24 protein-coding genes and 1 pseudogene are annotated in these 25,411 nt (G+C 63.1%); 19 read left to right on the top strand and 6 right to left on the bottom strand.

Features of this window, described 5'->3' with window-relative positions:
• Positions 1–6 precede the first annotated feature (6 nt).
• The 3 genes from YUO_RS0128335 (at position 7) to ilvC (ending at position 2,673) form a co-directional block, all read left to right on the top strand.
• Positions 7–897, top strand: a complete 891-nt coding sequence (locus tag YUO_RS0128335) for an EamA family transporter (protein ID WP_028350300.1) — start codon at positions 7–9, stop codon at positions 895–897.
• Positions 898–904: 7 nt separating this feature from the next.
• Positions 905–1,507 (top strand): LysE family translocator, encoded by a 603-nt coding sequence (locus YUO_RS0128330; protein WP_028350299.1) that lies wholly within the window; start codon positions 905–907, stop codon positions 1,505–1,507.
• A 146-nt stretch (positions 1,508–1,653) separates the two neighbouring features.
• The gene (ilvC, locus tag YUO_RS0128325; protein ID WP_028350298.1) at positions 1,654–2,673 is read left to right on the top strand and encodes a ketol-acid reductoisomerase; all 1,020 of its coding nucleotides are present in this window, start codon (positions 1,654–1,656) and stop codon (positions 2,671–2,673) included.
• A gap of 542 nt (positions 2,674–3,215) precedes the next feature.
• On the opposite strand, the gene YUO_RS41950 is transcribed toward ilvC, so the two are convergent.
• A complete protein-coding gene (locus YUO_RS41950; protein ID WP_051379688.1) occupies positions 3,216–3,671 on the bottom strand; it encodes a PaaI family thioesterase in 456 nt (151 codons plus the stop codon).
• A 100-nt stretch (positions 3,672–3,771) separates the two neighbouring features.
• On the opposite strand from YUO_RS41950, the gene YUO_RS0128310 reads away from it, so the two are divergent.
• Entirely contained in the window at positions 3,772–4,608 is an 837-nt protein-coding gene (locus YUO_RS0128310; protein WP_028350297.1) for a LysR family transcriptional regulator, read from the top strand.
• A 60-nt stretch (positions 4,609–4,668) separates the two neighbouring features.
• Here YUO_RS0128310 and YUO_RS0128305 read toward each other — a convergent pair whose 3' ends face one another.
• Complete coding sequence (locus tag YUO_RS0128305; RefSeq protein WP_028350296.1) at positions 4,669–5,775, bottom strand: DUF2336 domain-containing protein; 1,107 nt, start codon at positions 5,773–5,775, stop codon at positions 4,669–4,671.
• A gap of 455 nt (positions 5,776–6,230) precedes the next feature.
• Between YUO_RS0128305 and YUO_RS0128295 the strand changes: the two genes are divergently transcribed.
• Positions 6,231–7,082, top strand: coding sequence for an SDR family oxidoreductase (locus YUO_RS0128295; protein WP_028350294.1), 852 nt, complete (start codon positions 6,231–6,233; stop codon positions 7,080–7,082).
• A gap of 19 nt (positions 7,083–7,101) precedes the next feature.
• Positions 7,102–7,341 (top strand): hypothetical protein, encoded by a 240-nt coding sequence (locus YUO_RS0128290; RefSeq protein WP_028350293.1) that lies wholly within the window; start codon positions 7,102–7,104, stop codon positions 7,339–7,341.
• On the opposite strand, the gene YUO_RS0128285 is transcribed toward YUO_RS0128290, so the two are convergent.
• A complete protein-coding gene (locus YUO_RS0128285) occupies positions 7,338–7,955 on the bottom strand; it encodes a hypothetical protein (RefSeq protein WP_028350292.1) in 618 nt (205 codons plus the stop codon). The genes YUO_RS0128290 and YUO_RS0128285 overlap by 4 nt on opposite strands.
• A 143-nt stretch (positions 7,956–8,098) precedes the next feature.
• On the opposite strand from YUO_RS0128285, the gene YUO_RS0128280 reads away from it, so the two are divergent.
• The 3 genes from YUO_RS0128280 to YUO_RS0128270 all read left to right on the top strand — a co-directional run bounded on the left by YUO_RS0128280 (position 8,099) and on the right by YUO_RS0128270 (position 12,484).
• A complete protein-coding gene (locus YUO_RS0128280; RefSeq protein ID WP_035727836.1) occupies positions 8,099–8,779 on the top strand; it encodes a TetR/AcrR family transcriptional regulator in 681 nt (226 codons plus the stop codon).
• Between the two features lie 231 nt (positions 8,780–9,010).
• On the top strand, positions 9,011–10,720 hold the full coding sequence (locus YUO_RS0128275) for a sulfatase-like hydrolase/transferase (RefSeq protein ID WP_028350290.1): 1,710 nt from the start codon (positions 9,011–9,013) through the stop codon (positions 10,718–10,720).
• Between the two features lie 33 nt (positions 10,721–10,753).
• The gene (locus YUO_RS0128270) at positions 10,754–12,484 is read left to right on the top strand and encodes a sulfatase-like hydrolase/transferase (protein WP_028350289.1); all 1,731 of its coding nucleotides are present in this window, start codon (positions 10,754–10,756) and stop codon (positions 12,482–12,484) included.
• Positions 12,485–12,821: 337 nt separating this feature from the next.
• Here the strand turns inward: YUO_RS0128270 and YUO_RS0128265 are convergent, their stop codons facing one another.
• From YUO_RS0128265 to YUO_RS0128255, 3 genes are all read right to left on the bottom strand, one after another.
• Positions 12,822–14,381: an ABC transporter permease/substrate-binding protein gene (locus YUO_RS0128265; RefSeq protein WP_028350288.1), complete on the bottom strand. Its 1,560-nt coding sequence runs from the start codon at positions 14,379–14,381 to the stop codon at positions 12,822–12,824.
• Complete coding sequence (locus YUO_RS0128260) at positions 14,378–15,166, bottom strand: ATP-binding cassette domain-containing protein (protein ID WP_028350287.1); 789 nt, start codon at positions 15,164–15,166, stop codon at positions 14,378–14,380. The genes YUO_RS0128265 and YUO_RS0128260 overlap by 4 nt, the downstream gene beginning before the upstream one ends.
• A 180-nt stretch (positions 15,167–15,346) precedes the next feature.
• Positions 15,347–15,616, bottom strand: a complete 270-nt coding sequence (locus YUO_RS0128255) for a hypothetical protein (RefSeq protein ID WP_028350286.1) — start codon at positions 15,614–15,616, stop codon at positions 15,347–15,349.
• 163 nt (positions 15,617–15,779) lie between these two features.
• Between YUO_RS0128255 and YUO_RS0128250 the strand changes: the two genes are divergently transcribed.
• The 10 genes and pseudogenes from YUO_RS0128250 (at position 15,780) to YUO_RS0128205 (ending at position 25,087) form a co-directional block, all read left to right on the top strand.
• On the top strand, positions 15,780–16,607 hold the full coding sequence (locus YUO_RS0128250; protein ID WP_028350285.1) for an ABC transporter ATP-binding protein: 828 nt from the start codon (positions 15,780–15,782) through the stop codon (positions 16,605–16,607).
• Entirely contained in the window at positions 16,607–17,395 is a 789-nt protein-coding gene (locus tag YUO_RS0128245; RefSeq protein ID WP_028350284.1) for an ABC transporter permease, read from the top strand. Before YUO_RS0128250 ends, YUO_RS0128245 begins: the two co-directional genes overlap by 1 nt.
• 184 nt (positions 17,396–17,579) lie before the next feature.
• Positions 17,580–18,608, top strand: a complete 1,029-nt coding sequence (locus YUO_RS0128240) for an ABC transporter substrate-binding protein (RefSeq protein ID WP_028350283.1) — start codon at positions 17,580–17,582, stop codon at positions 18,606–18,608.
• 40 nt (positions 18,609–18,648) lie between these two features.
• On the top strand, positions 18,649–19,365 hold the full coding sequence (locus YUO_RS0128235; protein WP_028350282.1) for a hypothetical protein: 717 nt from the start codon (positions 18,649–18,651) through the stop codon (positions 19,363–19,365).
• Positions 19,366–19,464: 99 nt separating this feature from the next.
• Positions 19,465–20,775, top strand: a complete 1,311-nt coding sequence (locus tag YUO_RS0128230) for an ABC transporter substrate-binding protein (RefSeq protein WP_028350281.1) — start codon at positions 19,465–19,467, stop codon at positions 20,773–20,775.
• A gap of 33 nt (positions 20,776–20,808) precedes the next feature.
• Positions 20,809–21,582 (top strand): ABC transporter ATP-binding protein, encoded by a 774-nt coding sequence (locus YUO_RS0128225; protein WP_028350280.1) that lies wholly within the window; start codon positions 20,809–20,811, stop codon positions 21,580–21,582.
• A gap of 3 nt (positions 21,583–21,585) precedes the next feature.
• On the top strand, positions 21,586–22,290 hold the full coding sequence (locus YUO_RS0128220) for an ABC transporter ATP-binding protein (RefSeq protein WP_028350279.1): 705 nt from the start codon (positions 21,586–21,588) through the stop codon (positions 22,288–22,290).
• 12 nt (positions 22,291–22,302) lie between these two features.
• Positions 22,303–23,184, top strand: a complete 882-nt coding sequence (locus YUO_RS0128215; RefSeq protein ID WP_028350278.1) for a branched-chain amino acid ABC transporter permease — start codon at positions 22,303–22,305, stop codon at positions 23,182–23,184.
• Positions 23,181–24,192 (top strand): annotated as a pseudogene (locus tag YUO_RS41945) (branched-chain amino acid ABC transporter permease). The gene YUO_RS0128215 and the pseudogene YUO_RS41945 overlap by 4 nt, the downstream one beginning before the upstream one ends.
• Entirely contained in the window at positions 24,158–25,087 is a 930-nt protein-coding gene (locus YUO_RS0128205) for a polyphosphate kinase 2 family protein (RefSeq protein ID WP_028350277.1), read from the top strand. Before YUO_RS41945 ends, YUO_RS0128205 begins: the two are co-directional and overlap by 35 nt.
• The last annotated feature ends 324 nt before the right edge of the window (positions 25,088–25,411 follow it).

Raw genomic sequence — 25,411 nt, 5'->3', positions numbered from 1 at the left:
AAAAAAATGAAACCGGCCGATGTTTGCATCGCCGTGCTGGTAGCGGTGATCTGGGGGCTTGCTTTCGTGGCCAGCCGGATCGCGCTCGACGAGTTTTCGCCGGAATTGATGACGACGCTGCGCTTTTCCATCGCGGCCTTGCCCTGCCTGTTCGTGGCGCGGCCCAAGGTTTCCTGGACGGTGCTGGTCGCGATCAGCTTCACCCTGTTCCTCGGCCAGTTTCTTGCCCAGGCCTTTGCCATTGCGCGCGGCGTTCCGGTCGGTCTCTCCAGCGTGATCGTGCAGAGCCAGGCGCTGTTCACCATCGGCTTTGCCGCGCTGTTGTTTCGCGAGCGGCCGAGCGCGGGGCAGACAGTCGGCATTGCCATCGCCACCGCTGGCCTACTGATGATCTGCGGCACCGTCGGCTACGATTTCAGCGTCAGCGCCTTCGCGATATTGATGATCTCGCCGCTCAGCTTCGCGGTCGGCAACCTGCTGCTGCGGCATGCGCAGGGCGTGCCGATGTTCGACCTGTTCGCGTGGCTGTGTCTAGTTGCCGCGGTTCCGCTGTTTGCGTTGACGCTGGTCAGCAACGGCCCGCAGCCGACCTGGCATGCGCTGACCCACATGTCCCTCACCGGTTTGTTGTGCATGATTGGCCTCGGCGCCGTCTCCACCAGCATCGCCTACTGGCTGTGGGGCCGGCTGCTGCGGGATTACCCGGCGGCGCAGGTGGTGCCGTTTGCGCTTTTGGTGCCGTTCGTCGGTTCCGCTGCATCGAGCGTCGTGTTCGGCGAGACCTTTGGCCCGCTACGGCTTGGCGGCATGGTCACCGTCGTCGGCGGCATCGCCGTCATGTTGCTGTCCAAACCTACCAGGGCTTCAGAAAAACAAGTTCTGCCAAAGATCGCATGAGGCCCCCATGTCGCAATCCCTGCTGATCGCCTTCATCATGTTCGCCACCGTGATGTTCTTCACGCCGGGGCCGAACAACATCATGCTGCTGTCGTCGGGGCTCACCTACGGATTCCGTCCGACCATCCCGCACATCATGGGAATCACGGTCGGTTTTGCCTTCATGGTCGGCGCGGTCGGCCTCGGGCTTGGGACCATCTTCATCGCCTATCCGGTGCTCCAGACCATCCTGAAATATGCCGGCGTGGCCTACCTGATCTATCTGGCCTGGGCGATTGCGATGTCCGAGCCGCCGTCCGCGGATCAGGACAGCCGGGGTCGTCCGATGACGTTCTGGGGCGCGGTGATGTTCCAGTGGGTCAACGCCAAGGGCTGGGTCATGGTGATCGGCACCATCACCGCCTATGCGGCGATCGCCGCCTATCCCTGGAATATCGCGATCCAGGTCGGCTTAAGCCTGCTCCTGGGCATCCTGTCCTGCACGGCCTGGGCTCTGTTCGGCACCGCCCTGCGGCCGATCCTGACCTCCCGCCGGGCGGTGCGCGCCTTCAACATCGTGATGGCGGTGCTGCTCCTGGCCTCGCTCTATCCGGTCTTCATGGACGCATGATGCCGCAGCGGGCCATGCATAAACGGGTTTCCCCTTCGAGTGAAAATGCTCTAGACAACGCCGGAAATTCGCGGGCGACCGGCGGTCCCACCTGTCCAAATGCCTGATTAACCGGCCCTTTTTGGCCATCGATTGAGGAAACGACCATGCGTGTTTATTACGATCGCGACGCCGACCTGAACCTGATCAAGGGCAAGAAGGTCGTCATCGTCGGCTATGGCAGCCAGGGCCACGCCCATGCGCTGAACCTGAAGGACTCCGGCGTCAAGGAAGTGGCGATTGCGCTGCGCCAGGGCTCGGCCTCGGCCAAGAAGGCCGAGGCCGCCGGCTTCAAGGTGATGGAAGTCGCCGAGGCCGCCAAATGGGCCGACCTCGTGATGATGCTGACCCCGGACGAACTGCAGGGCGACATCTACCGCGAGCACCTGCACGACAACATGAAGAAGGGCGCGGCGCTGGTATTTGCGCACGGTCTTAACGTCCATTTCAACCTGCTCGACCCGCGCGCCGACCTAGACGTGCTGATGATCGCGCCGAAGGGCCCCGGCCATACCGTGCGCTCCGAATATCAGCGCGGCGGCGGCGTGCCCTGCCTGATCGCGATCGCCAAGGACGTTTCCGGCAATGCCCATGACCTCGGCTTGAGCTATGCCTCGGCGATCGGCGGCGGCCGCGCCGGCATCATCGAGACCACCTTCAAGGAAGAGTGCGAGACCGATCTGTTCGGCGAGCAGGTGGTGCTCTGCGGCGGCCTGGTCGAGCTGATCAAGGGCGGCTACGAGACGCTGGTGGAAGCCGGCTACGCGCCGGAGATGGCCTATTTCGAGTGCCTGCACGAGGTGAAGCTGATCGTCGACCTGATCTATGAAGGCGGCATCGCCAACATGAACTACTCGATCTCCAACACCGCCGAGTACGGCGAATACGTCACCGGCCCGCGCATCGTCACCGACGAGACCAAGAAGGAGATGAAGCGGGTGCTCAACGACATCCAGTCCGGCAAGTTCGCCCGCGACTGGATGCTGGAGAACAAGGTCAACCAGACCTCGTTCAAGGCGACCCGCGCCAAGCTCGCCCAGCACCCGATCGAAGAAGTCGGCGCCAAGCTCCGCGACATGATGCCGTGGATCAAGAAGGGCGCGCTGGTCGACAAGACGAAGAACTGAGTGCCTGACCCTCATGGTGAGGAGGCGCGCAAGCGCCGTCTCGAACCATGAGGCCACAGACGGGCCTTCATCCTTCGAGACGCCTGCTTCGCAGGCTCCTCAGGATGAGGGGCTGGTACTTAAACACCAAATCTTAAAACTTGCTCGGCTATATCCGGCGAGATCGCAACAGCGGTCTCGCCGTTTCCTTGAAGGATTGATGCTTCAAGCACATTCTTCAACACGCCGCGTCGAGTGCTCCAGCCAAGCCAAAACGAAGAGCTGACGCTTCATGCATATTCTTGGTGCGAGGCTGTTCAACAATTACATTAGCGATGGAAAAGTGAGCGTTTACCGAGTCAAAGCTCGGTCGCTTAATCTGCATTCTCGCGTGCGAAACGATATCCGCCGTCGTTGAACAGCAGGAGCGCTCCTGATTTTCCGCGCTCTTCGAACATCTCATGTGCTGGATCAGCAGCGAACCGGACTTCGATCTCGTATCCTGGCTAGCAACGCGCGTTCCGTCATCGGAACGTACAGCACTCTCCAGCATTGCGTGGCTTTTATTTGGCGGGGAAGTCGACGCCGCGAAGCGTCACGATCGCCACCGCACACGGTGTCTCCGTCCCGTCGGCCAGCGACGCCACGTCGACATGCGCCACGCCAATCGTGCTTCCGACCTGGATTGCGCGGGCGCGCGCGACCAGTGACTCCCCCTTTGCCGGAGCCAGATAGCTAACCTGGAGGTTGACGGTCACCGCGAACCGGCCGGGCGGCATGGCCGTGGTGACCGCCCCGCCGCCGGCATGGTCCGCCAGCCCGGCGATGACGCCGCCATGAAAGAAGCCGTTCGCCTGCACGAGACCGTCGCTTTTCGCGAGCGACATCACGACATGGCCGGGTTCAGCGTGCTCGACCCTGGTGCCGACGGCCTTGGTATAGCCGGGCGCATAGGTGACCCGTTCGACCAATTCGCGGATCGCATCGTGCGCAGACATCTGCGGTTTCGGATGATCCATCGGTCTTTCCCGGCTGCATTGATCGGCGCCATGCTCGGACCAGCGCGAGGCTTAGGCAATCGCGATTGCTCCGATATCAAGCTATAGATATCCTCTATGGATGGACTTCAAGCAGATCAGGTATTTCGTGGCTGTCGCCGAAGCGGGCAGTTTCAGCGCTGGCGCGCGCCGGGCGTTCGTCACGCAGCCGACGCTGTCGGCTGCGATCGCTTCCCTCGAGGCCGAGCTGGGATTCGCACTGCTGGAGCGTCATGCGCGTGGCGTGAGGCTCACGCCGAGGGGCGAAGAGGTGCTGGAGACCTCGCGATCGATTTTGCGCCAGGCTGAACGGCTCAAGGCGGCGTCCGGCGGCAGGCCGTCGGGTAGGCCGCTGCGGCTTGGAATTCTGCCGACGATTGCTCCGGCATTTGTGGCGCAATGCATTGAGCGGTTGCGGGCAATCGAGCCGGGGCGGTCGTGGCGGACCGAAGATGCGCCCCTTGCCAAGCTGCGGCAGCGGCTTGCCAATGGCCGTTACGATGTCGTCCTGACGGCGCTCGGATCGGCCGCACGCGGCCAGCGGCAATTGGAATTGGCGGCAGATCGGCAGGCGCTGGCCGTTTCGGCCCGTTCATTTCCGCGCGGGCCAGTCTCGCCCGAGATATTGGCGGGCCAGCCCCTGATCGTGCGCATGCACTGCGAGCAGTTGCAATCGGCATCGCGCATTCTCGATGCCTGGAAGGTGCGGCCGAAGGTCGTCGCCCAGACGGATAGCGATGCGCGGGCGCTCGCGATGGTGGCGGCGGGCCTCGGGTTCTGTCTGATGCCGGACAGTTTCGAGCACCCCGAGGTGCGGATGCTTCGCCCCGAGGGTGTCGATCTACCCCGGCGGCTCGGCTTTGAATGGGTCCGAGGCGGCGCCGACGGCTGGCTGGATCGCGCGCTGGATGGCTTGTGACCGGTTCGGACCTTGCGCGCGCCGCGACCACGGCGCACAGGCAAGACCCAATTCGACCGCTCAATGCGTCCGGATAATCGGTTCTTTCTCGATCTTGTTGTGCAACTGCCAGAAGCGGACGGTGCGCTGGGCCGTCTCCATCGACAGCTTGCGGAAATCGCGTTGCGCGATCTCCAGCGTCTGCTCGCTGATCGGAGGCTTTACCGGCCGGTTGCGCAGGATGGACTCGACCGTTGGCCAGTTCAGGCGTGCTGACCGGCAAGGAATCAGGATCAGGTCGGCCCGCGGCCCTTCCATCAGCTTCGCCGTCATCTCGATCGGCATGTCGTTGAGAACGGCAAGCGCGACCGTCACTTCGTCGAACTTGTTCGTTTCAGCGAATTTGTACACCGCCGCGTCGTCGAGCTCGTTCAGCCCCTTCATCAGCTTCACGAGTTCCTCGGCGACTCCGAAGCTGCGGCTCGGTGGCGGAGCCTCGCGGGCGACCTCGTTCAGGACCCGCTTGATCTCTTCCTGGAGCGCGGGTGGCGCGATGGCCAGCAGGCGGGCGCGGACCGCTTCCTTGGCGCGACGCAGCAGATCGCGCATGCAGTTTGGCGGCAGATCGCCGCGAAGACCGAGGATCTCGACCAGTTCGTCGTCGGCTGAGGCGCGGGCGACGATGTTGGAATAGCCTTCATCGGAAAACTGCGCACCGGCATTGTTGGCGAGTTTGCGAATCACCTGGTCTTCGCCGCGATCGACGATGACATCGGTCACGACGGCGGGCAGGCTTGCCCGGCCGGAAATGGCGAGCAGGTGATCCTGTCCCTTGCTGCTGGCGATCTCGACCAGCACGTCGGTGCCGAGCCGGCTGGAATGGGCCAGCACGCTGCCGGCGACCTCGATCTCGTCGTCCCAGGCGAGATGCTGGATGACTTCGAACGGGGCGTAGTCGAGCGGCGCCAGCCGCTTCGAAAGTTCGGCCTTTGCCCGCGTCTCGACGCGCGCGATCAGGAGGCAGAGCACGTCGTCGAAGACCTTGACCTGGTCGTCGCTGAGGCGTTCGCCGTCATGGAGGAAGAGATCGGTGACCTGCCGCAGGGTCTCCACCCGCTTGGCGGATGAACCGCCTCTGACGGCATCTTCAAGTTCGGCAATGATCGAGTGCGCCGGCTGTTGCACCATTGTGGGCAGCCTGTCTGTTGTTGAAGGGTTCGCGCCCACAATGACAAGCCGAGCCTTACACTCACGTTAAAGGTGCGGACCAGGTAGAACACAGATCGACTGTATCTGAATCGGGCAATGCATCGGCCGCGGTTGTTGCGGAACAGGCGCATGTCGAAGCAGGCCGCGCATTGCAAATTTTGCGTTCTGAATTGCTTTACCAATCCGATCGGGACGTATGCTGCGATTTCGCGCGATAAATCGCCGATGTCGAACCGATCGGCCATCTGCCGCGGCTTCCGGTACCCCGGTCCGGCTGCTATCCTCACCAAACCGTTCCCGGGAAAACTCGAATAGCAATCTGCCGAACAAGACGCCGTCAAGGCTGGCTGCACCCCGCGGAGGAAGCCCACCGAGCCGAAGCTTAAGCATTCCTTCACGACGAACTTCATTAACCTCTTACAAAGGCCTAGGTCATGAGATCTGTTGTCATCACCGGCGCGTCCACCGGCATCGGCTGGGCCAGTGCAAAGCTCTTGCTCGACCGCGGCTTCCGCGTGTTCGGCAGCGTGCGCAAGCAGGCCGATGCCGACCGCCTCAGGAGCGAGTTCGGGGCGAACTTCACGCCGCTGATCTTCGATGTCACCGATGAAGCCGCGGTGCTGGCGGCGGCGCGCGAGGTCCGGGGCGCCCTCAGCGGCGAAACGCTCGCCGGCCTCGTCAACAATGCCGGCATTGCGGTCGCGGGTCCCGTGCTCGAACTCGCCGCGGGCGAATTCCGCCGCCAGATGGAGGTCAATTTCATCGGGCCGATCATTGCGACCCAGGCATGCGGGCCGCTGCTCGGCTCCGATCCGAGCTTGAAGGGGCCGAAGGGGCGGATCGTGATGATCTCCTCGGTCGCCGGCAAGAACGGCAATCCGCTGACCTCGGCCTATTCCGCCTCCAAGCACGCCATCGAGGGGCTGTCGGAGAGCCTGCGCCGCGAACTGATGCTGTTCGGGATCGACGTCATCGTCATCGCGCCGGGCGCGGTCAAGACGCCGATCTGGAGCAAGGCCGAGGAGGTCGATATCTCCGCCTACAAAAACTCGCCGTACTTCCCGGCGCTGCAGAAGATCCGCGCCTTCATGCTGCAACTCGGCGCGAACGGATTGCCGGCTGAGCAGATCGCCGAGAAGGTGTTCGAGGCGTTGACGCGGCCCAGTCCCAAAGTGCGCTACGTCATCGCGCCGGATCCGATGCGCCAGTTGATGGCGGCGGTGTTGCCCAAGCGCACACTCGACCGGATCATCGCCAAGCGCCTCGGGCTGACGCCGCAGGGATGAGCAAAGGCACCAGCCACCAGTGACGACAGGAAAGAGCAGAGCCGAGCTGACGCAGATCGCCGACGCGGCGCTTCGCAGCCAACCGGGATGCGAAACGGCGTCCGTCCCCGCCGTGCGCGGACTTCCCAACATCCGAGAGGGGCGGAACTGGGAAATCCCCAATGTCGTTCTCGGCGACAGCCTGATCAGCGACGTCGACCGCGCCGTCATGTCAGTGCACCGGCGTCTCGGACGGAAGTTTTACCTGAAGGACGACTAGCCCGCCCGCGCGGTCGTGCGTGCACGCGGCGCCATCGCGATCATCCGCAGCGCGAACACGGCCACGAGCGGAATCAGGAACAGCGCGTAGAGCGGCATGTCGGGAATCCGCTTGCCGAACGACACCATGAACTGGAACAGCAGGTAGTAGCCGCCCACGAGATGCAGCCGGCGCCAGGCGCATGCGCCGATCGCAGCGGCCGTGCGATCGAACGAGGTCGCGGCCATCGCGACGATGAAGGCATACCCGATGCCGCCGAAGATGTAGGACGCGATCGAGGTCGCCGCCGCATAGCCTATCGGGTCCATCACGGCGAAGCAGGCAATTGCGGCCGCATGGATGGCGTGCGAGGCGGCAAAGCTGACGCCGAGATAGCGGCGGTTGCGGCGCAGCCATCGTGTCCACGCGTTCGGCCATAACAGCGCCAGCGCGCCGGCTGCGAAGGCGAGGCAGAACAGTAACAGCGAGGTGCGTGCGGTGAAGCGGATCACCATGCGCACGCCGTCGACCTCGAAGCCGCGCATGCCGGCGATCCAGATGCTCATGGCCAGCAGCGTCAGCGCGAGCAGGGCGAACAGCCGCCAGCCTTCGAACCATTTTTGCTGTGTCGGCATGTTTTGCTCCCCCGGTTTGCGCCGTCCGCTTCGCTCGCAATGACGCGGCTGGTGATGTAATCACCAGTTACATTTGCTGTGCGGATCAGGTCAATCGTGTAATCAGCGCTTACATTCACGACCTGGTGATGGTAGGAGACGGCATGCGTCCGTCAGCCAAGCCTTCCGTCGCAAAATCCCCCACCACCAAGCGGCGCCGCCGTGCCTCGGCGCCAAAACCCTATCACCACGGCGACCTCCGGCGCGTCCTGATCGACGCCGCGCTGCAACTGGTCGGCGAGGGCGGCGCGGAGGCGGTCAGCGTCCGGGAGGCCGCCCGCCGGGCCGGCGTCTCGCCGGGGGCGCCGTTCCGGCATTTTCCGAGCCGCGACGCCCTGATCCAGGCGGTGGCGGAGGAGGCGCAGCGGCGGTTCCGGGCCGAGATCGAGGCCGCGCTTGCCGCGGCACCGGCCAGCGACCCGCTCGGCCGCTTTCGTTGCCTCGGGCTTGCGTACCTGCGCTGGGCGATGCGCAACCCGACCCATTTCGAAATCATTTCCAGCCGCCGCTTGTTCGACCACGACCAGGCGGCCGCTATCTCCAGCGACAATGCCGAGCTGATCGCGCTGACCGAGCAAACGCTGGCCCAAGCCTTTGCGGCGGGCCAGCTCCGCAGCGCCGACCTCAAGCAGGTTCAGATCGCCGGGCGGGCGCTGGTCTATGGTTTTGCCCGGATGAATATCGACGGCCATTTTCCGCGCTGGGGCGTGGCCGGAGCCGAGGCCGAGCGGACCGCCGAGGCGGTGCTGGATCTTTTTATCGAGGGGATTGCGAAGCGGAGCTAACTCACTCCGTCATTCCGGGGCGCGTCGAAGACGCGAACTATGGTGCGCAAACGCGCACCCAGCGTCCCCGTATTCGTCCCGACGTAGTTCGCCCGAGGGCAAATTCATTGCCTGTTCATGACGATTCCACTACGTTTTTGTGACACGGCTCAGGTTCCGGATGGGTCGTGCGTCTCCTGGTCGTCGCCAGCCAAGGCTTTGCATTACGCCGGGTCATGTTGCGTACCTCCCATGGCGCCCGCGCCAAATCCAGGGCCCTCCGCCGCCACCCTTGTCGCCGGCCTTGCCGCCATCGGCCTCGGACGCCTTTCGGCCGTCGCTGCACCGCACATGGCGGCGCTGGCGATCATGCTGCAGACCGAAGCCGATTTCGGCGGCCGCATGGGCTTCGTGCTGGCGTGGGGCACTCTGAACTTCTTCTTTGTTGCGCTGCTGCGGCGTCCCGCGCTGTCGGGTGCGCTGTCGCTCACACTGGTCGTGGTCCTGGTGCTGCTGTCGCGGCTCAAGCACGACGTTGTGCAGATGACCGCGAACTTCGTCGACCTGATGGTGATCGACCGCGACACCGCGGCGTATCTGTTCACGATCTTTCCGAACTTGCGCTGGAGCGTGGTCGGCGCATCCCTTGTCATCCTGCCTCTGATGTACGCGCTGTGGTGGCTCGATCCGTTCCGCATCCGCCGCCTGCCGGCCACTGCCGGCCTCCTGGCCTGTCTCGCAAGCCTGGCCGGTTATTCCGTCGTCTGGCCCGATGAAGCCTGGCGCGGCTATTACGACGATGGCTATCTCTCCAAATTCGCCCGCTCGGGCGTGACGGCGGTTTCCGACTTCGTCAATTACGGTTTTATGGAATCGGAAGCCGCGACCGCCGAGCGGCTGAAGGTGCCGCTGGTCGATTCCTGCCATGTGGCCGGTCGCCGCCCGCACATCATCATGATCCATGACGAGTCGAGCTTCGACATCCGCCAGGCCGCCGGTGTCAAAGTGCCGCCGGGCTATGGCAGCCATTTCAAGTCCTTTGACGGCCGCGAGCGCAAGTTCGTGGCCGAGAGCAGCGGCGGCGCAAGCTGGATGGCCGAGTACAACGTGCTCGCCGGCCTGTCATCGCGGTCGTTCGGCCGCTTCTCCTATTTCGTCACCCGTATCGCCTCGGGCCGGGTCGAGCGCGGATTGCCGCTGGCGCTGCGCCGCTGCGGCTACAGCACCATCTCGCTCTATCCGGCCTACGGCGCCTTCATGGGCGCGCGTGGCTTCCAGACCTCTACCGGCATCCAGCACTTTTATGACGCACGCGCGCTCGGCGCGAAGGGCATCGAGCCCGACAGCTTCTTCTACGACAAGGCCGTGAATCTGATCGCCGAGCAGCCGGCCAACACGCCGCTGTTCACCTTCGTCTATCTCGCCGCCAACCATTTCCCCTGGGAAACCAAATTCCGCCCCGACCTGCTGCCGTCCTGGCGCGCGCCCGGCAACGAGCCTGTGGTCGACGAATATCTGCGCCGCCAGACATTGAGCGCCGGGGATTATGCGGCGTTCGTCGCCAGCCTGAAAAAGAAGTTCCCGGCGCAGCCATTCCTGATCGTGCGCTACGGCGACCATCAGCCGGAGTTTTCCTCGAACCTGCTGGATCCCGGCCTGGATGAAGCCAGGGTCGCCCGCAAGTTCGATACCCACGACCCGCGCTACTTCACCACCTATTACGCGATCGACGCCGTCAACTTCGAGCCGGTGAAGAGTTCCGCGATCATGGACACGATCGACGCGCCCTATCTGCCGCTGGTGATCCAGGAGGCCGCCGGCATTCCGCTCGACCCCTCGTTCAAGGAGCAAAAGAACATCATGCTCCGCTGCAAGGGTGTATTCTATGCCTGCAAGGATGGCGCCGAGGCGCGCAGGTTCAACCGATTATTGATCGACGCAGGTTTCATCAAAGGGCTTTAGAGACGAGACATGTCGGCCGCCGCTGAACGGGGAATGAGCGAAAGCATCCGCGCGGAATCGCGCGGCGCCCGGTTCTTTGTCCCGGCTGGCCTGATTATCGCCGTTCATCTGGCGGGGCTCGTGGTCCTGCTCACCAGCGAATACGGTCCGTTTGCGATCACGCTGGCGCTGCTGGCGTGGATTTTCGTCAATTGCTCCCTGCTGCTGGTGCTGCCGCGACCCGGGGTCTGCGCGGCGATTGCGCTTGCTCTCATCGTGATCCTGATCGAACTGTCACGCTTCAAATTCGGCATCCTGCAGCTCACCCTGACGTTCCTCGACTTCCTGATCATCGACCGTGATACGTTTTCGTTTCTGCTCTCGGTGTTTCCGCGATTGCAGACGCAGTTGATCGTGGCGGGGATCGTTGCCGTGCCGCTGTTGTGGCTGGTCTGGCGTTTCGATCCGTTCCGGGTGCGGCGCCGCCTGGCGTTGATCGGTCTGGCCGCGAGCATTGCGTCGATCTCGGCGATGTCGGTCGCATGGCCCGAGCAGCCGTGGGAGCCATTCCAGGGCATCAACCACATTTCCAGTCTCGCGCGCTCGGGCGTGGTGGCGGTGTCGCGGCTGGCTTCGACGGGATGGATCGACGCCGATCCGCCGGCAAACGCCCCGCTTCGCCTCGCACCGGAAGCGCATGCCGCCGGTCTTTCGGCGCTGCCGCCTGACGCGGCCTGTGATGCCGACGCAAAGCGGCCGCACATTATCATGCTGCTCGACGAGTCGAGCTTCGACGTCACCTCCGCGCCAGGCATCAAGGTGCCGGCGGGATACGCCGACTACTTCAAGTCCATCGACGGCAAGCAGCGCACCATGATGGCGGAGGCAACCGGCGGTCCGACCTGGTACACCGAGTTCAACGTGCTGACGGGCCTGTCGGCGCGGTCGTTCGGCGATCTCAAGTTCTACGTGACGAGGATAACCGCGGGTCGCGTGACCCGTGGACTGCCGCAGGCACTGCGGAACTGCGGGTACAAGACCTTCTCGCTCTATCCGACCTATGGCAACTTCCTTGGCGCGCGCACCTTCCAGAAGGGAGCCGGCGTCGGCCATTTCGTCGACATGGCGGATATGGGCGTGAACCAGGACATGCAGCCCGACAAGTTCTATTTCGATCAGGCGCTAAAGGTGTTTGCACGCGAGCAGCCGCAGCAGGCGCCGGTCTTCATGTTCGTCTATCTCACGGCCAATCATTTTCCCTGGACCGACGTCTACCGGCCCGATTTGACCCCGCCGGGCTGGACGCCGCCGGGCAACACGGCGGAGGTCGACGAATACATTCGCCGCCAGACCATGACGGCCAACGACTATCGCGAATTCACCGCGCGGCTGAAGCGCGACTATCCGGACGAATCCTTCCTGGTGCTGCGTTTCGGCGATCACCAGCCGGCGATCTCGCAAAAGATGCTGGAGCCCGGCATCGATCAGGCGACGCTGGCGAAACGGGTGATGGCCGCCGATCCACGCTACTTCTCTACCTATTATGCTATCGACGGCATCAACTATCAGCCGCGCAACCTGTCATCGGCACTCGAAACGCTCGACGCGGCGTACATCCCTCTCGTGCTGCAGGAAGCCGCCGGCATCCCGCTCGATCCGACCTTTACAGAGCAGAAGAGCATCATGCTCCGCTGCAAGGGAGCCTTCTATGACTGCAGGAAAGGCGCGGAGGCGCGCCGGTTCAACCGGCTTCTGATCGACGCCGGCATGATCAAGGGGCTTTGAGGCTCCGGTCATCCGACGCGTGCCGACGGACCATATCCGTCTTGCGAGCGGCCAGTCTCGACGCATCGGCGGTCGGCTCCCTCCCCCCTTGCGGGGGAGGGCTGGGGAGAGGGGTAAGCCACGAGCACCGCCGTTGCCGCCACCCCTCTCCCTAACCCTCCCCCGCAAGGGGGGAGGGAACGCAGCGCGCTTGGGGTGATGGTGTGGATTGAAATTCAGAGAGGCTCGCCACCGTCGTTGCGAGCGAAGCGAAGCAATCCATTTCGCCCCAAGTGGAGGCGTGGATTGCTTCGTCGCTGCGCTCCTCGCAATGACGGGGAGGGAGCTCGGCAGCCTCCTACCTCTTCCCCACCTTCTCCCACAGCCACTGCGCTACCGCATCCGGCGAGCTCGCGGCATCGTTGCCGGATGCGCGCAAGTTTGCTTCGCGCATGGTGGCGATGTCGATCTTGCCGAGCAGCGGGGTCAGCGCCTTGCGTAAAGCCTCGTCATTGGCGCGCTTTGGCGCGAGCAGCAGGATCGCATCATAGGGCGGGATTGCGTGCCTGGGATCGCCGAGCGTCACCAGATCGTATTTCGCGATGAGCCCGTCGCTGGTGTAGCCGGCGATGACATCGACTTCGCCGGAAGCGACCGCCGCATACATGAAGTCCGGCTGCATCTGCCGTTGGCCGCGGAACGACAGGCCGTAGGCTCTGCGCAGCGCGGTCCATTCGGGGCGCGAGAAGAATTCATAGTCGCCGGCGATCGACATGTTCGCCGCGCGCGAGGCGAGGTCGGCGATGGTGCGGATGCCCAATTGGTCTGCGCGTTTGCGCGGCATCACCAGCGCATAGGCGTTCTCGAAACCGAGCTCGCCGAGCAGTGTGATGTTCTGCTTCGCTAGTATCGTCTTCAGCTCGGCCAAGAGCTCCTGACGCGGCTTGATGTCAGTGCGGTGAAACTGGTTGGCCCACAGCGTGCCGGAATAGTCGATGTAGAAGTCTATATCATCAGCCGCCAGCGCTTCGAAGATCACGTTGGAGCCGAGACCTTCGCGCGTCGTTGCCGAAAGCCCAGCCTCCTTCAGCCGCTGCACCATCAAGGCCGACAGGACATACTGCTCGGCAAACGTCTTGGCTCCGATGATGTAGTTCGTCTGCGGCCGCACCAGGTTAGGCGCCAGCGTAGCAACGACGAGCGCCGCAATGCCGACGCTGCCCAGTGTCGCGCGAAAACGGCTGCGGTTGCGCAAGCCGTTTTCGATCAGCGCCAGCAGTTGATCGACCAGCAGCGCCAGCACGGCGGCGGCAACGCAGCCGAACAGCACGAACACCCAGTTTTGGGTCTGCAGCCCTGCAAAGATGTAGTTGCCGAGGCTGGTCTGGCCGATCGGCGTCGACAGCGTCGCGGTGCCGATCACCCAGACGGCCGAAGTTCGGATGCCTGCCATCATCACCGGCAGCGCCAGCGGCAATTCCACCGTGAACAGCGATTGCCGCGGCGTCATGCCGACGCCCTGCGCCGCTTCCAGGATTGCAGCGTCGACGCCCTGCAGCCCGGTGATGGTGTTGCGCAGCACCGGCAGCATCGAATAAAGCGCCAGCGCCAGCACCGCGGGCAAAAATCCGAACGCGGAAAAACTGACGCCGAACCATGACAGCGACAACGCCGCGAGCGCCAGGAGCAGCGGATAGAATAGCGCCAGCAGCGCCAGCCCCGGCACCGTCTGCACGATGCTGGCAAGCCCGAGCAGCGCGCCGCGCATCACCGGCCGGTGGCGTGCGATGATCGCGAGCGGCAGGCTGACAAGCAACCCCAGCGCCAGCGCGGCGACGCTGACGCGGACGTGGTTGCCGAGATAATCGGGCAAATGGCCCAGCGCCTCGCCCCAGCGCGGATCGGCGAAGATGCTCATGCCGCACCCTCGCGAGGAAGCAATGCGCTTAGCCGCTCGGTCTGCCGCCGCGGCGTGCGCAAGAGTTCGCCGACGTAAGCGTCGCCGGATTTGGAAAGCTCTGATGGCGTGCCCTGCGCCAACAGCCGCCCGTCGCACATGATCGCGATGCGGTCGGCGAGCAGGATCGCTTCCGTCATGTCATGGGTGATCATGACGGTGGTCAGGCCGAGTTTCTTGTGCAGCTCACGAAAATCGTCGCCGAGCGCGTCGCGGGTTAAGGGGTCGAGCGCGCCGAACGGCTCGTCCATCAGCATGATGCGCGGGCGTGCGGCGAGCGCCCGCGCCACGCCGACGCGCTGGCGCTGGCCGCCGGAGAGTTCATGCGGCAGCCGGTCGCGATATGGCGTGCGGTCGAGCCTGACAAGGTCGAGCAGTTCATCCACCCGCACGGAAATCTCGGCGGGCCGCGTGCCAAGCAGCTTTGGCGTGATGCCGATATTGCCGGCTACGGTCAGATGCGGAAACAACCCGCCGCTCTGAAAGACATAGCCGATCCGCCGCCGCAACAGGATCGGATCGACGTTGCGGACATCCTCGCCTTCGACCGTGATGGTGCCAGAGTCAGCCTCGATCAGGCGATTGGCGAGCCGCAATAGCGTGGTCTTGCCCGAGCCGGAGCCACCGACGATGGCGAGGAGTTCGCCCTCGGCGACGTCGAGCGAGACGTCGTCGACGGCCACCACGCGGCCGGCGTCGAACGTCTTGCCGACATGCGCATAGGCGATCAGTGGCATTGTGGGCATTCGGCGCGGTCCCCAACCTTGGCGGTTCCTGAAGGATACAGTGATAGCCGATAAATGGCCCAGTCGCGAATGTGCGACTTCAAGTCCCGCTTTGTTGTGAAAGCAATTGGTTCGAGATGGTCGACGGTTTGCCCGGTCCCTAGCTTCAGACTGACAGGATTTTCAGCAATACGGATTCAGTCAGCGGGAGAACACATTCTTCAACTGCACCAGGAATGTCACCACCCACGCGCCCGCATACATGCCAGCAAGACCAAGTGCCGTTCTGCGATCAATCAAAGACAGGTTGGTCCACCACCATATCCGGTAGAGCCATAGTCCTGCCGTGCCTAGACCAAGCAAGCAGACGAGCATCTTGAGAAAGGACGAGTTCGCGATACCTAAAGCGCCAAACAAAAGCGTTGCCGGAACGAGAAACATGGTGCAGGCGGATATCAAAGTCTCGTTCATGGCTCCCTAAGACATCTACGAATCGCAGGCTACATATGCAGTTTGCAGCAACCTGTACCCATCTGGAAGGCATGTTGGGGCGACCGATCCGCGTTGCAGCGCCGCGTTGAACTTATCGTTTGTAACGGCTAAGGCATCCGTTCAAATCTTTGGGGAAGAAAACATGGCGGATACCGCACAGCCGGCAGCGGTCGCGCTTGGCGATGCGACGGTGGCGTTTCGCGTGGCCGGGGACCGCGTCTATACGGCGGTGGAGCAGGCCAGCCTGTCCGTCGCCGATGGCGAGTTCGTCGCCATCGTCGGGCCGACGGGTTGCGGAAAATCGACATTGCTCAACGTTGCGGCCGGGCTTTTGAAGCCGGCGGCGGGATCGGTAAGAATCTTCGACCAGCCGCTGACCGGGTTGAACCGCGATGCCGGCTATCTCTTCCAGGCCGATGCGCTGTTTCCCTGGAAGACCGCACTCGACAACGTCGCCATCGGGCTCGAGATCAAGGGCGCGCCGCGCGAACAGGCGCTGCAGCGCGCGCAGGGTTGGCTCACGTCGGTCGGACTCGGCGCCTTCGCCAACCGCTATCCGCACATGCTGTCCGGCGGACAGCGCAAGCGCGTCGGTCTCGCGCAGGTCTTGATACGTGATCCAAAAATATTGCTGATGGATGAGCCGTTCGGTCCGCTCGACGCCCAGACGAGGCAGATCATGGGCAATCTCTTGCTCGAGTTATGGAACGCCGACCGCAAGGCGGTGCTGTTCGTGACCCATGATCTCGAAGAGGCGATCGCGCTGGCTGATCGCGTCGTGATCATGTCGGCAGGACCAAGCGCGCGCATCATCGGTGACTGGCGCGTAAAGCTGCCGCGGCCGCGCGACATTTCGGAAGTCCGGATGGAGAAGGACTTTCACGAACTGCACCGGGAGATCTGGAGCGTGTTGAAGGACGAAGTGATGAAGGGCTACGTACAATCGACGCGAAGTGCGGAGGCAGGCTGATGTCCCGCTCGACGCTGCTCCTGTTGCAATTGCTGGTCGCCGTCGTAGCTCTGGCGGTGTGGCAGTTCCTCACCACCGTACCGGTGTTCGGAAAAATCCTGCTGCCGCCGTTTTTCTTTTCCAACCCGATCGATGTCGGCAGCCAGATCGTCAAATGGTTTTCGTCCGGCGTGATCTGGAAGCACCTGATCATCACGCTCTGGGAATCGATTCTCGCTTTCGTGATCGGCTCGGTCGCCGGCGTGCTGGTCGGCTTCTGGTTCGCGCGCCAGCCGCGCGTCGCCGCGGTGTTCGACCCCTATGTGAAGATGATCAATGCGCTGCCGCGCGTGGTGCTGGCGCCGATCTTCACGCTGTGGCTGGGGCTCGGCATCTGGTCCAAGGTCGCGCTAGGCGTGACGCTGGTGTTCTTCATCGTGTTCTTCAACGTCTATCAGGGCGTCAAGGAAGTCTCGAACACCGTGCTCGACAATGGCCGCATGCTCGGCATGAACGAGCGGCAGTTGATGCGGCACGTCTACTGGCCGTCTGCGCTGTCGTGGATGTTCTCCTCGCTGCACACGTCGGTGGGTTTTGCGGTGGTCGGCGCCGTCGTCGGCGAATATCTGGGTTCGGCCGCCGGCCTCGGCTACCTGATCCAGCAGGCCGAAGGCGTGTTCGACGTCGCCGGTGTCTTCGCCGGAATGTTCGTACTATCGGCGTTCGTCATCCTGATCGACATGGGCGTGACGCTGGCCGAACGGCGGCTCTTGGTGTGGCGGCCGACGGCGGCGGAGGGCAGAGGGTAGGTCTCGTAGAGTGGGCAAAGCGAAGCGTGCCCACCATCAAGACTGCGATGCGGATGGATGGTGGGCACGGCGCGAAGAGCGCCTTTGCCCACCCTACAATTCTAGCGCACCATCCCGGAATGACGGTGCAGCTTCTCAAGCGTCGCCCGCTGCTCTATCTTGCCGCCAACGAATGGAGGAACACATGAAGAAACTGTTCGGCCGGCTGGCCGCTACGCTGCTGGCATTGACGCTGACCTCGGGATTTGCCGCAGCGCAAAGCAAGGTCACCATCGCGGTCGGCGGCGGCGCCTGCCTGTGCTATCTGCCGACGGTGCTGGCCAAACAGCTCGGCGAATATGAAAAGGCGGGCGTGGCGGTCGAACTGGTCGACCTCAAGGGCGGCTCGGACGCGCTGAAGGCCGTGCTCGGCGGCAGCGCCGACGTGGTCTCGGGCTATTTCGACCATTGCGTCAACCTGGCCGCCAAGAAACAAGAATTGCAGTCCTTCGTGATCTACGACCGCTATCCCGGCCTGGTGCTGGTCGTGTCGCCCGCGCATACCAATGAGATCAAATCGATCAAGGATCTGGCCGGCAAGAAGGTCGGCGTCAGCGCGCCGGGCTCCTCGACCGATTTCTTCCTAAAATATCTGTTGAAGAAGAACGGCCTCGATCCGACCAGCGCCGCGGTGATCGGCGTCGGCCTCGGGGCCACCGCGGTGGCGGCGATGCAGCAGGGCCAGATCGACGCCGCCGTGATGCTCGATCCCTCCGTCACCGTTTTGCAGGGCAGCCATCCGGATTTGAAGATACTGGCCGACACCCGCACGCAAAGGGACACGCTGGCGGTGTTCGGCGGCGAATATCCGGGCGGTGCGCTCTACACCACGACGGCCTGGATCAAGTCGCACGAGAAGGAAGTGCAGGCGCTCACCAACGCGATCATCAACACGCTCAACTGGATCCATTCGCATTCGCCGGAAGAGATCATGGCGAAGATGCCGGAGGGAATGGTCGGCAAGGACAAGGCACTCTATCTCGCCGCGCTGAAGAACACGATCCCGATGTACTCGCAAACCGGTTTGATGGACCCGAAGGGCGCCGATGCGGTGCTCGCCGTGTTCAGCGAAGGCTCGCCGGAGATCGCCAAGGCCAATATCGACGTGACCAAGACCTACACCAACAAATATGTCGAGCAGGCCAAGAAGACCACGGGCGCCAATCCGAAGTGAAGAAGGGATAGATCGGCGTGAAATCGAGCGATGTGACGCGATGAATGGCGTAACACCTCCGGTCATTCATCGCGTCACCGCGCTTGACCTTCCCGTACAGTCATTCGCCTGGCCGTTCGCGGAAGCGCGGCGCGCGGACATCGATGCGCATTTTTCCGAGAAGCGGCGCGAAAAGCCTGCACTGTGGAATGGCCGCGTCCTGCTCGGGCGCAACCCGGTGTTTTCAGGCGACCTTCTGAGCGCCAGCTATTTCGAAACCGACTTCGCCAGTTTTCTGGCGTGGCGCGACTGGGGCTTTCCTGACGCTTCCGTGTTCAACGGCTTCGGCATGGGCGCGCTACTCTGCGCCGACGACGCCTTTGTGCTCGGCGAAATGGGTCCGCACACGGCGAATGCCGGGCGCATCTATTTTCCGTCAGGCACGCCGGACCTCGACGATATCAGGGACGGCGCGGTCGATATCTCCGGCAGCGTCACGCGCGAGCTCGAGGAAGAGACCGGCCTTGCCCCCGGCGAATACGACAGCGAGCCGCATTGGCATTGCTTCTACACCGGGTCTGCGCTCGCGATGATCCGCGTTCTGCGCGTCAATATGCCGGGCGACGCGCTGCGCGAGCGGATCGAGCGCAATCTTGCCTCGCAGCGTCAGCCGGAACTGTCGGCCATTCACGTCGTGCGCAGCGCGCGCGATCTGAATTCGGCAATGCCGCGTTTTGTCACGGCATTCATCGAGGCGCAGCTCGCATTCCGGCCGTGATGCGCAATGCGCTTGACATCTGGTCGCGCTACCAATGTGATAGGCGCCAACCAAGAACAAGAAAATGCAGTGCACAAAAAATAATCCAGGGAGGATTCCATGCCGGGGCGCAAAACTGCACGCCTTCTCGTCGGGCTGTCTGCCGCAATCGCGGTGCTGGGGATGGCGGTTTCCGCCGAGGCTCAGGAAAAGAAAATCAAGATCGGCGTCATCTACGATCTGACCGGCCCGCTCGCCGGCGGCGGTTCGGAGCTGCAATATATCGGCGCCAAGATCATGCTCGACCAGTACGCCAAGACCGGCGTCGAGGGTTACAAGGTCGAAGCGGTTTATGCCGACGCCCAGAGCAAGCCCGACGTCGCGATCAACGAGGCGGTGCGGCTGATCGAGCAGGAAAAGGTCAACATGCTGCTCGGCTTCTTCTCCTCGGCGCAATGCGTGCCGGTGGCCGCGCGCGTCGAGCAGCTCAAGAACTTCATGTGGATCACGACCTGCATCTCATCTGCGGTGCTATCAGACAAGAACTTCAAATACGTGTTCCGGCCGCAAGCCTCCGGTGACCAGTTCGGCATGATGACGATGGATTTCATCGCGCAGAATTCCAAGGCGAAGCTCGGCAAGGAGCCGAAGGATCTGCGCGTTGCCATCATCCACGAGGACGGCGCCTACGGCGTCGACGTCTCCAAGGGCAACGAGGCCGGCGCCAAGAAGGCCGGCTTCAACATCGTGCTGAAGGAAGGCTATTCCGCCACGGCGCCGGATCTTTCTTCGTTGGTGACGAAACTGAAGCGCGCCCGGCCCGACGTGGTCTTCCACACCGGCTACAACCCCGACATCACCTTGTTCGGCCGCCAGGCGCGCGAGCAGGGCTTGAAATTCGCTGCTCTGGTCGGCCACGGCGCAGGCTATGGCGTCTACGAGAAGCTGAAGGAAGGCTTGGGCTCCGACGTCAACTACGTCTTCAACACCGATCCGATCTCGATCTGGCTCGCCAACCAGAAATCGATGGATCCGAAGCTGCCGCCGGTCATCAAGATGGTCGGCGAGGAGTTCGACAAGGCGAAGCCCGGCGTCGCGATCCGCTCCGCGCATGTCGGCATGGCGGCATCCAACACCTATCTGTTTCTGACCGAGGTGCTGCCGCGCGCCATCAAGAAGTATGGCGGCGTCGATCCCGATGCGTTGCGCAAGGCAGCCCTCGAGACCGATATTCCCGAAGGTGGCACCATGTTGGGCTTCGGTGTCAAGTTCCACGGCGAGGGCAGCCAGATGGCCGGCCAGAACGAACGCTCGTTCCCCGTCGTCATCCAGTATGTTGACGATAAGTCGTATGTGGTGTGGCCGAAGAGCCAGGCGCAGCGCGAGGCCGTGTTGCCGCTGCCGAAGGGAACCACGTTCAGCAACCAGTAAGAGCCGGGCAAACGGCTAAGTGGAGGTTCTGGAGTGCTGACGGTAGACGGATTGGTGAAACGCTTCGGCGGCTTCACCGCTGTTAACAACGTGTCGTTCCGGGTCGAGCAGGGCGAGATTCTCGGCCTGATCGGCCCGAACGGCTCCGGCAAGAGCACGATTTTCAACATGCTGTCGGGCACGCTGATCCCGACGGCAGGATCGATTGTGTTCAATGGAACGGAGATCGCGGGCAAGGCGCCGCACCGCATCATCAACGGCGGCATCGGCCGCACCTTCCAGATCCCGCGGCCGTTTCACCGGCTCACGATATTCGAGAATGTGGCGCTGGCAGGCTATTACGGCCAGGGCCGCCACAGCCGCGCCCGCGCGGATGAGGCCGCCGAACGCGCGCTGGCCATGGTCGGCCTGCCGACCAACCGCCACGCCGGCGTCGATGGCTTAGGAGCTGCCGGCCTGAAAAAACTCGAACTCGCCAAGGCACTCGCGACGGGGCCGAAACTTCTGCTTGCCGACGAAAGCCTCGGCGGGCTCGACGAGCACGAGATGGATCAGGCCGCCGACATGCTGCGCAAGATCCGCGACGAGCTCGGCATCACCATCATCTGGGTCGAGCACATCATGGGCGTGTTGATGCGGGTGGTCGACCGCGTAATGGTGCTCGATCACGGCGAGAAGATTTCGGAAGGCCTGCCGAGCGCGGTGGCGAGCGATCCAAGAGTGATCGAGGTCTATCTCGGCACGGATGCGGATTCGAGCCAGGCCGCGGCTGCCGCCGCCGAAGCGCGGCGCAGGGCAGGGGTCTAGCGCATGCTTGAACTCAGATCGGTCGATGCGGGTTACGGGACCTTTCAGGCGCTGTTCGGCATCAACCTCGACGTCAGGGCTGGCGAGGCGGTCGGCGTGATCGGCCCCAACGGCGCCGGCAAGACCACGCTGATGCGTGTGATCTCCGGCCTGATCCGGCCCACCAAGGGCACGATTTCGATGGAAGGCCGCGACGTGGTGGCGACGGCGGCGCATCGCATCGTCGATCTCGGCATCGCGCACGTGCCAGAGAACCGCCGGCTGTTTCCCCGGCTCACCGTCGACGACAATTTGAAAATGGGCGCCTACATGCCGGGCGCGCGCGCCAAATATTCCGAGCGGCTGGAATTCGTGTTCGATCTGTTCCCGCGCATGAAGGAGCGGCGCAGCCAGATGGCCGGCACGCTGTCGGGCGGCGAGCAGCAGATGTGCGCGATCGGCCGCGCGCTGATGTCGGATCCCAAATTGCTCCTGCTCGACGAGCCCTCGGCCGGGCTTGCGCCGGTGGTGGTGCAGCAGGTGTTCGAACTGGTGAAGCGAATTCGCTCTGGCGGGTTGACGGTGCTGATCGTCGAGCAGAACGTGCAGCAGGTGCTGAAGGTGGTCGATCGCGCATACCTGCTGGAGGCCGGCACCATCCGCGCGTCCGGCACGTCGGAAGAGATGCTGTCTACCGACACCATCAAGCAAGCTTATTTGGGCGTATAGGGCAAAGCGGCGATGCAGGCATTCCTCGACACCTTCGACATCTTTCTGCTGGAAGCCGTGGTCAACGGCATCCTGCTCGGAGGCGTGCTGGCGCTCTTGGCGCTCGGGCTCAATCTGATCTTCGGTGTCATCGACGTCACCTGGATCTGCTACGCCGAGCTGGTCATGATCGGCATGTACGGCATGTACTACATGGTCCAAGTGTTCGGCCTGCCGTATTGGGCCGCAGCGCCGATCGCGATCCTGCTGGTCGCAGCGCTGGGCGCGCTCCTGCATTACCTCGTCATCGAGCCGCTATTGACCGCGCCGCCGATCAACCAGTTGCTCGCGACCGGCGGCGTGCTGTTCATCCTGCAGAGCTTTGCCACCGTCGCCTTCGGCATCGATTTTCGCAATCTCGGCATTCGCCTGCCGGTGTTGGCGATCGGCGACATGCATTTCAGCTATTCGCGGCTGCTCGCCTTCGTCGCCGCCCTGCTCGGCATGCTGGCGATCTACTTCTTCATGAAGCGCACCTATACCGGCACGGCGATCCGCGCGGTCGCGCAGGACCGCCAGATCATGTCGCTGATGGGGGTCGATACCAAGCGCATCTATCTCATCACCTCGGCACTGGGCGGCGCACTCGCCGGCCTCGCCGCCTGTCTTCTGGTGCTGCAATATGACGTGCATCCCTTCGTCGGGCTGTCGTTCGGGCCGATCACCTTCCTGATCTGCGTGCTCGGCGGGCTCGGTAATTTCGTCGGCGGCTTCATCGCGGCGTTCGTGTTCGCCCAGATCATTTCGCTGGGCGGCCTGTACTCCGACCTCGAATGGGGTTACGTGCTGGCGTTCGCCTTCTTCATCGTCATGATGTTCATCCGGCCCGCGGGCCTTTTGGCGAGGCGCTCGTGAATTCCCGCTACATCGCCTGGGCCGTTGGACTGGCTGCGCTGATTGCGCTGCCCTTCGTCTATCGTGAGCCTTATCACCTGCACATCCTGGTGCTGATCCTGATCTGGTCGTTCGCCTACACTTCGTGGTCGATCATGGGCCGCTTCGGGCTGGTTTCGCTTGGCCATGGCGGCTTCATGGGCGTCGGCGCCTATGTCACCGCGCTGTTGTGGAACCACCTCGACATCACGCCCTGGATCGGCATTCCGCTCAGCATGGTGGCGGCGGGCTTGCTGGCGCTGGTGGTCGCCTATCCCTGCTTCCGCTTCCGCATCACCGGGCACTATTTCGTGCTGGTGACGCTGGCGCTGTCCGGCATCGTGCTGCAGGTCATCACCGCGACGCGTGATTACACCGGCGGTTCGCTCGGCTACACGCCGGACCGCGCGCCCAGCGGCCGGGGGCTGCTGGCGCTGCAGTTCGACGACAAGACGACGTGGTATCTGATCGCGCTCGGCGTCTGGGTGGTGGGCCTTCTGATCTGGCGCTGGGTCGACCGCAGCATGAGCCGCTACGCCATGGAGGCGATCTCGGAGGACGAGGACGCGGCGGCTGCGGCCGGCGTCAACGTGACAGCCGAAAAGCTCAAGATCACGCTGATCTCTGCCTTGATGACCGCGCTCGCCGGCGCGCTGTACTGCCAGTACCAGATGTTCATCTCGCCGGACACGGTCAGCGGCATTGCGGTGTCGCTGCAGATGGTGTTCGCCGTCATCGTCGGCGGGCTCTATGTCTCGCTCGGGCCGACGATCGGCGCCATCATCACCATCCTGCTCGCGGAAGGGCTGCGGATCGGCTTCGGTACCAAGGCGGTCGGCTGGGACAACCTGGTCTACGGCGTTTTGCTGGTGGTCTTCATCATCTTCCTGCCCAAGGGCATTCTGGGTAGCATCCTCGACAAACTGAAGGCGCAACCGAAGAAGCCCAAGACCACATGAGCAAGAAGCCGCAGCCGTCGCTGGCAGATGAACTAAAAACCTATGTGGTCCCGTTCCGCTACGATGGCGCGGGCGAATTTCATCTCAAGTCGCACAAGACCAACGAGAAGGGCGGTCTCGACAAGGAGGGGGCGACCAGGATCATCGAGGCCAATCGTAAGCGACTGAACGATTTCCAGGAAAAACTCTACGCCCAGGACCGCTGGTCGCTGCTGCTGATCTTCCAGGGCATGGATGCCGCCGGCAAGGACAGCGCGATCAAGAGCGTGTTCGAGGGCGTCAACCCGCAGGGCTGCGAGGTCACTTCGTTCAAGCAGCCGTCGACCAAAGAACTCGACCACGATTTCCTGTGGCGCAGCATGATCGCGCTGCCGGAGCGCGGCCGGATCGGTATCTTCAATCGCTCTTATTATGAAGAATGCTTGGTGGTGCGGGTGCACCAGGAAATTCTCGACCGGCAGAAGTTGCCGCCACAACTCGTAACCAAAAACATCTGGAAGGAGCGCTTCGAAGACATCTCCGCGATGGAGCGGTACCTCGCGCGCAACGGCACCGTGATCCTGAAGTTCTTCCTCAACGTCTCCACGGAGGAGCAGCGCGAACGCTTTCTCGAGCGGCTGGAGGATCCCGCCAAGAACTGGAAGTTCTCGCTCGCCGACATCGGTGAGCGCAAGCTGTGGGCGAAATACCAGGCCGCCTATCAGGAGATGATCCGCCACACCGCATCGCAGGCGGCGCCCTGGATCGTCGTCCCCGCCGACCACAAATGGTTCGCCCGCGTCGTGATCGGCTCGACGATCGTCAGCGCACTCGACAGACTAGATTTGCATTTTCCAAAGGTCGACAAGGCCGACCGCAGCGAATTCGCCAAAGTGCGTGAGGCGCTGCTGGCGGAGGAGGGCGGGGCCAAAAAGCAGGATGGGTAGAGCTGCGCTCATTATCCTGCGTGAGGCGAGCACACCGGTCAGGCTCCCTCCCCCCTTGCGGGGAGGGTGGGGAGAGGGGTAAGCCCCGGGCGAGATGGTCGATGAGCACACACCGGCTTTTCAATTTCGGTCGATCGTGGTGGGACTCATATTGAGAGAGCCCGTCGTGTGGCACCCCTCTCCCTAACCCTCCCCCGCAAGGGGCAGGGCTGTCCGGGGAAGATCAGCCATAGCAGAACTCCATCTGGTTTGGGGAGGTTGGAGGTTTGCGAATGCTGGGATTGATGGGTGGGGGCTTGTCGATGGTGGCGATGGATCGACGGG

It is taken from the genome of Bradyrhizobium murdochi (assembly GCF_000472965.1).
Taxonomy (GTDB): Bacteria; Pseudomonadota; Alphaproteobacteria; order Rhizobiales; family Xanthobacteraceae; genus Bradyrhizobium; species Bradyrhizobium murdochi.
Note: the sequence above shows the minus strand (reverse complement) of the source record. Positions and strands in the feature narration are given on the sequence as shown.

What these genes read in the sequence shown, in the direction of transcription:
- YUO_RS0128335 (WP_028350300.1), top strand. Translation starts at nt 7, where the DNA reads ATGAAACCGGCCGATGTTTGCATCGCCGTGCTGGTAGCGGTGATCTGG.
- YUO_RS0128330 (WP_028350299.1), top strand. Translation starts at nt 905, where the DNA reads ATGTCGCAATCCCTGCTGATCGCCTTCATCATGTTCGCCACCGTGATG.
- ilvC (WP_028350298.1), top strand. Translation starts at nt 1,654, where the DNA reads ATGCGTGTTTATTACGATCGCGACGCCGACCTGAACCTGATCAAGGGC.
- YUO_RS41950 (WP_051379688.1), bottom strand. Translation starts at nt 3,671, where the DNA reads ATGGATCATCCGAAACCGCAGATGTCTGCGCACGATGCGATCCGCGAA.
- YUO_RS0128310 (WP_028350297.1), top strand. Translation starts at nt 3,772, where the DNA reads ATGGACTTCAAGCAGATCAGGTATTTCGTGGCTGTCGCCGAAGCGGGC.
- YUO_RS0128305 (WP_028350296.1), bottom strand. Translation starts at nt 5,775, where the DNA reads ATGGTGCAACAGCCGGCGCACTCGATCATTGCCGAACTTGAAGATGCC.
- YUO_RS0128295 (WP_028350294.1), top strand. Translation starts at nt 6,231, where the DNA reads ATGAGATCTGTTGTCATCACCGGCGCGTCCACCGGCATCGGCTGGGCC.
- YUO_RS0128285 (WP_028350292.1), bottom strand. Translation starts at nt 7,955, where the DNA reads ATGCCGACACAGCAAAAATGGTTCGAAGGCTGGCGGCTGTTCGCCCTG.
- YUO_RS0128280 (WP_035727836.1), top strand. Translation starts at nt 8,099, where the DNA reads ATGCGTCCGTCAGCCAAGCCTTCCGTCGCAAAATCCCCCACCACCAAG.
- YUO_RS0128275 (WP_028350290.1), top strand. Translation starts at nt 9,011, where the DNA reads ATGGCGCCCGCGCCAAATCCAGGGCCCTCCGCCGCCACCCTTGTCGCC.
- YUO_RS0128270 (WP_028350289.1), top strand. Translation starts at nt 10,754, where the DNA reads ATGAGCGAAAGCATCCGCGCGGAATCGCGCGGCGCCCGGTTCTTTGTC.
- YUO_RS0128265 (WP_028350288.1), bottom strand. Translation starts at nt 14,381, where the DNA reads ATGAGCATCTTCGCCGATCCGCGCTGGGGCGAGGCGCTGGGCCATTTG.
- YUO_RS0128260 (WP_028350287.1), bottom strand. Translation starts at nt 15,166, where the DNA reads ATGCCCACAATGCCACTGATCGCCTATGCGCATGTCGGCAAGACGTTC.
- YUO_RS0128255 (WP_028350286.1), bottom strand. Translation starts at nt 15,616, where the DNA reads ATGAACGAGACTTTGATATCCGCCTGCACCATGTTTCTCGTTCCGGCA.
- YUO_RS0128250 (WP_028350285.1), top strand. Translation starts at nt 15,780, where the DNA reads ATGGCGGATACCGCACAGCCGGCAGCGGTCGCGCTTGGCGATGCGACG.
- YUO_RS0128245 (WP_028350284.1), top strand. Translation starts at nt 16,607, where the DNA reads ATGTCCCGCTCGACGCTGCTCCTGTTGCAATTGCTGGTCGCCGTCGTA.
- YUO_RS0128240 (WP_028350283.1), top strand. Translation starts at nt 17,580, where the DNA reads ATGAAGAAACTGTTCGGCCGGCTGGCCGCTACGCTGCTGGCATTGACG.
- YUO_RS0128235 (WP_028350282.1), top strand. Translation starts at nt 18,649, where the DNA reads ATGAATGGCGTAACACCTCCGGTCATTCATCGCGTCACCGCGCTTGAC.
- YUO_RS0128230 (WP_028350281.1), top strand. Translation starts at nt 19,465, where the DNA reads ATGCCGGGGCGCAAAACTGCACGCCTTCTCGTCGGGCTGTCTGCCGCA.
- YUO_RS0128220 (WP_028350279.1), top strand. Translation starts at nt 21,586, where the DNA reads ATGCTTGAACTCAGATCGGTCGATGCGGGTTACGGGACCTTTCAGGCG.
- YUO_RS0128215 (WP_028350278.1), top strand. Translation starts at nt 22,303, where the DNA reads ATGCAGGCATTCCTCGACACCTTCGACATCTTTCTGCTGGAAGCCGTG.
- YUO_RS0128205 (WP_028350277.1), top strand. Translation starts at nt 24,158, where the DNA reads ATGAGCAAGAAGCCGCAGCCGTCGCTGGCAGATGAACTAAAAACCTAT.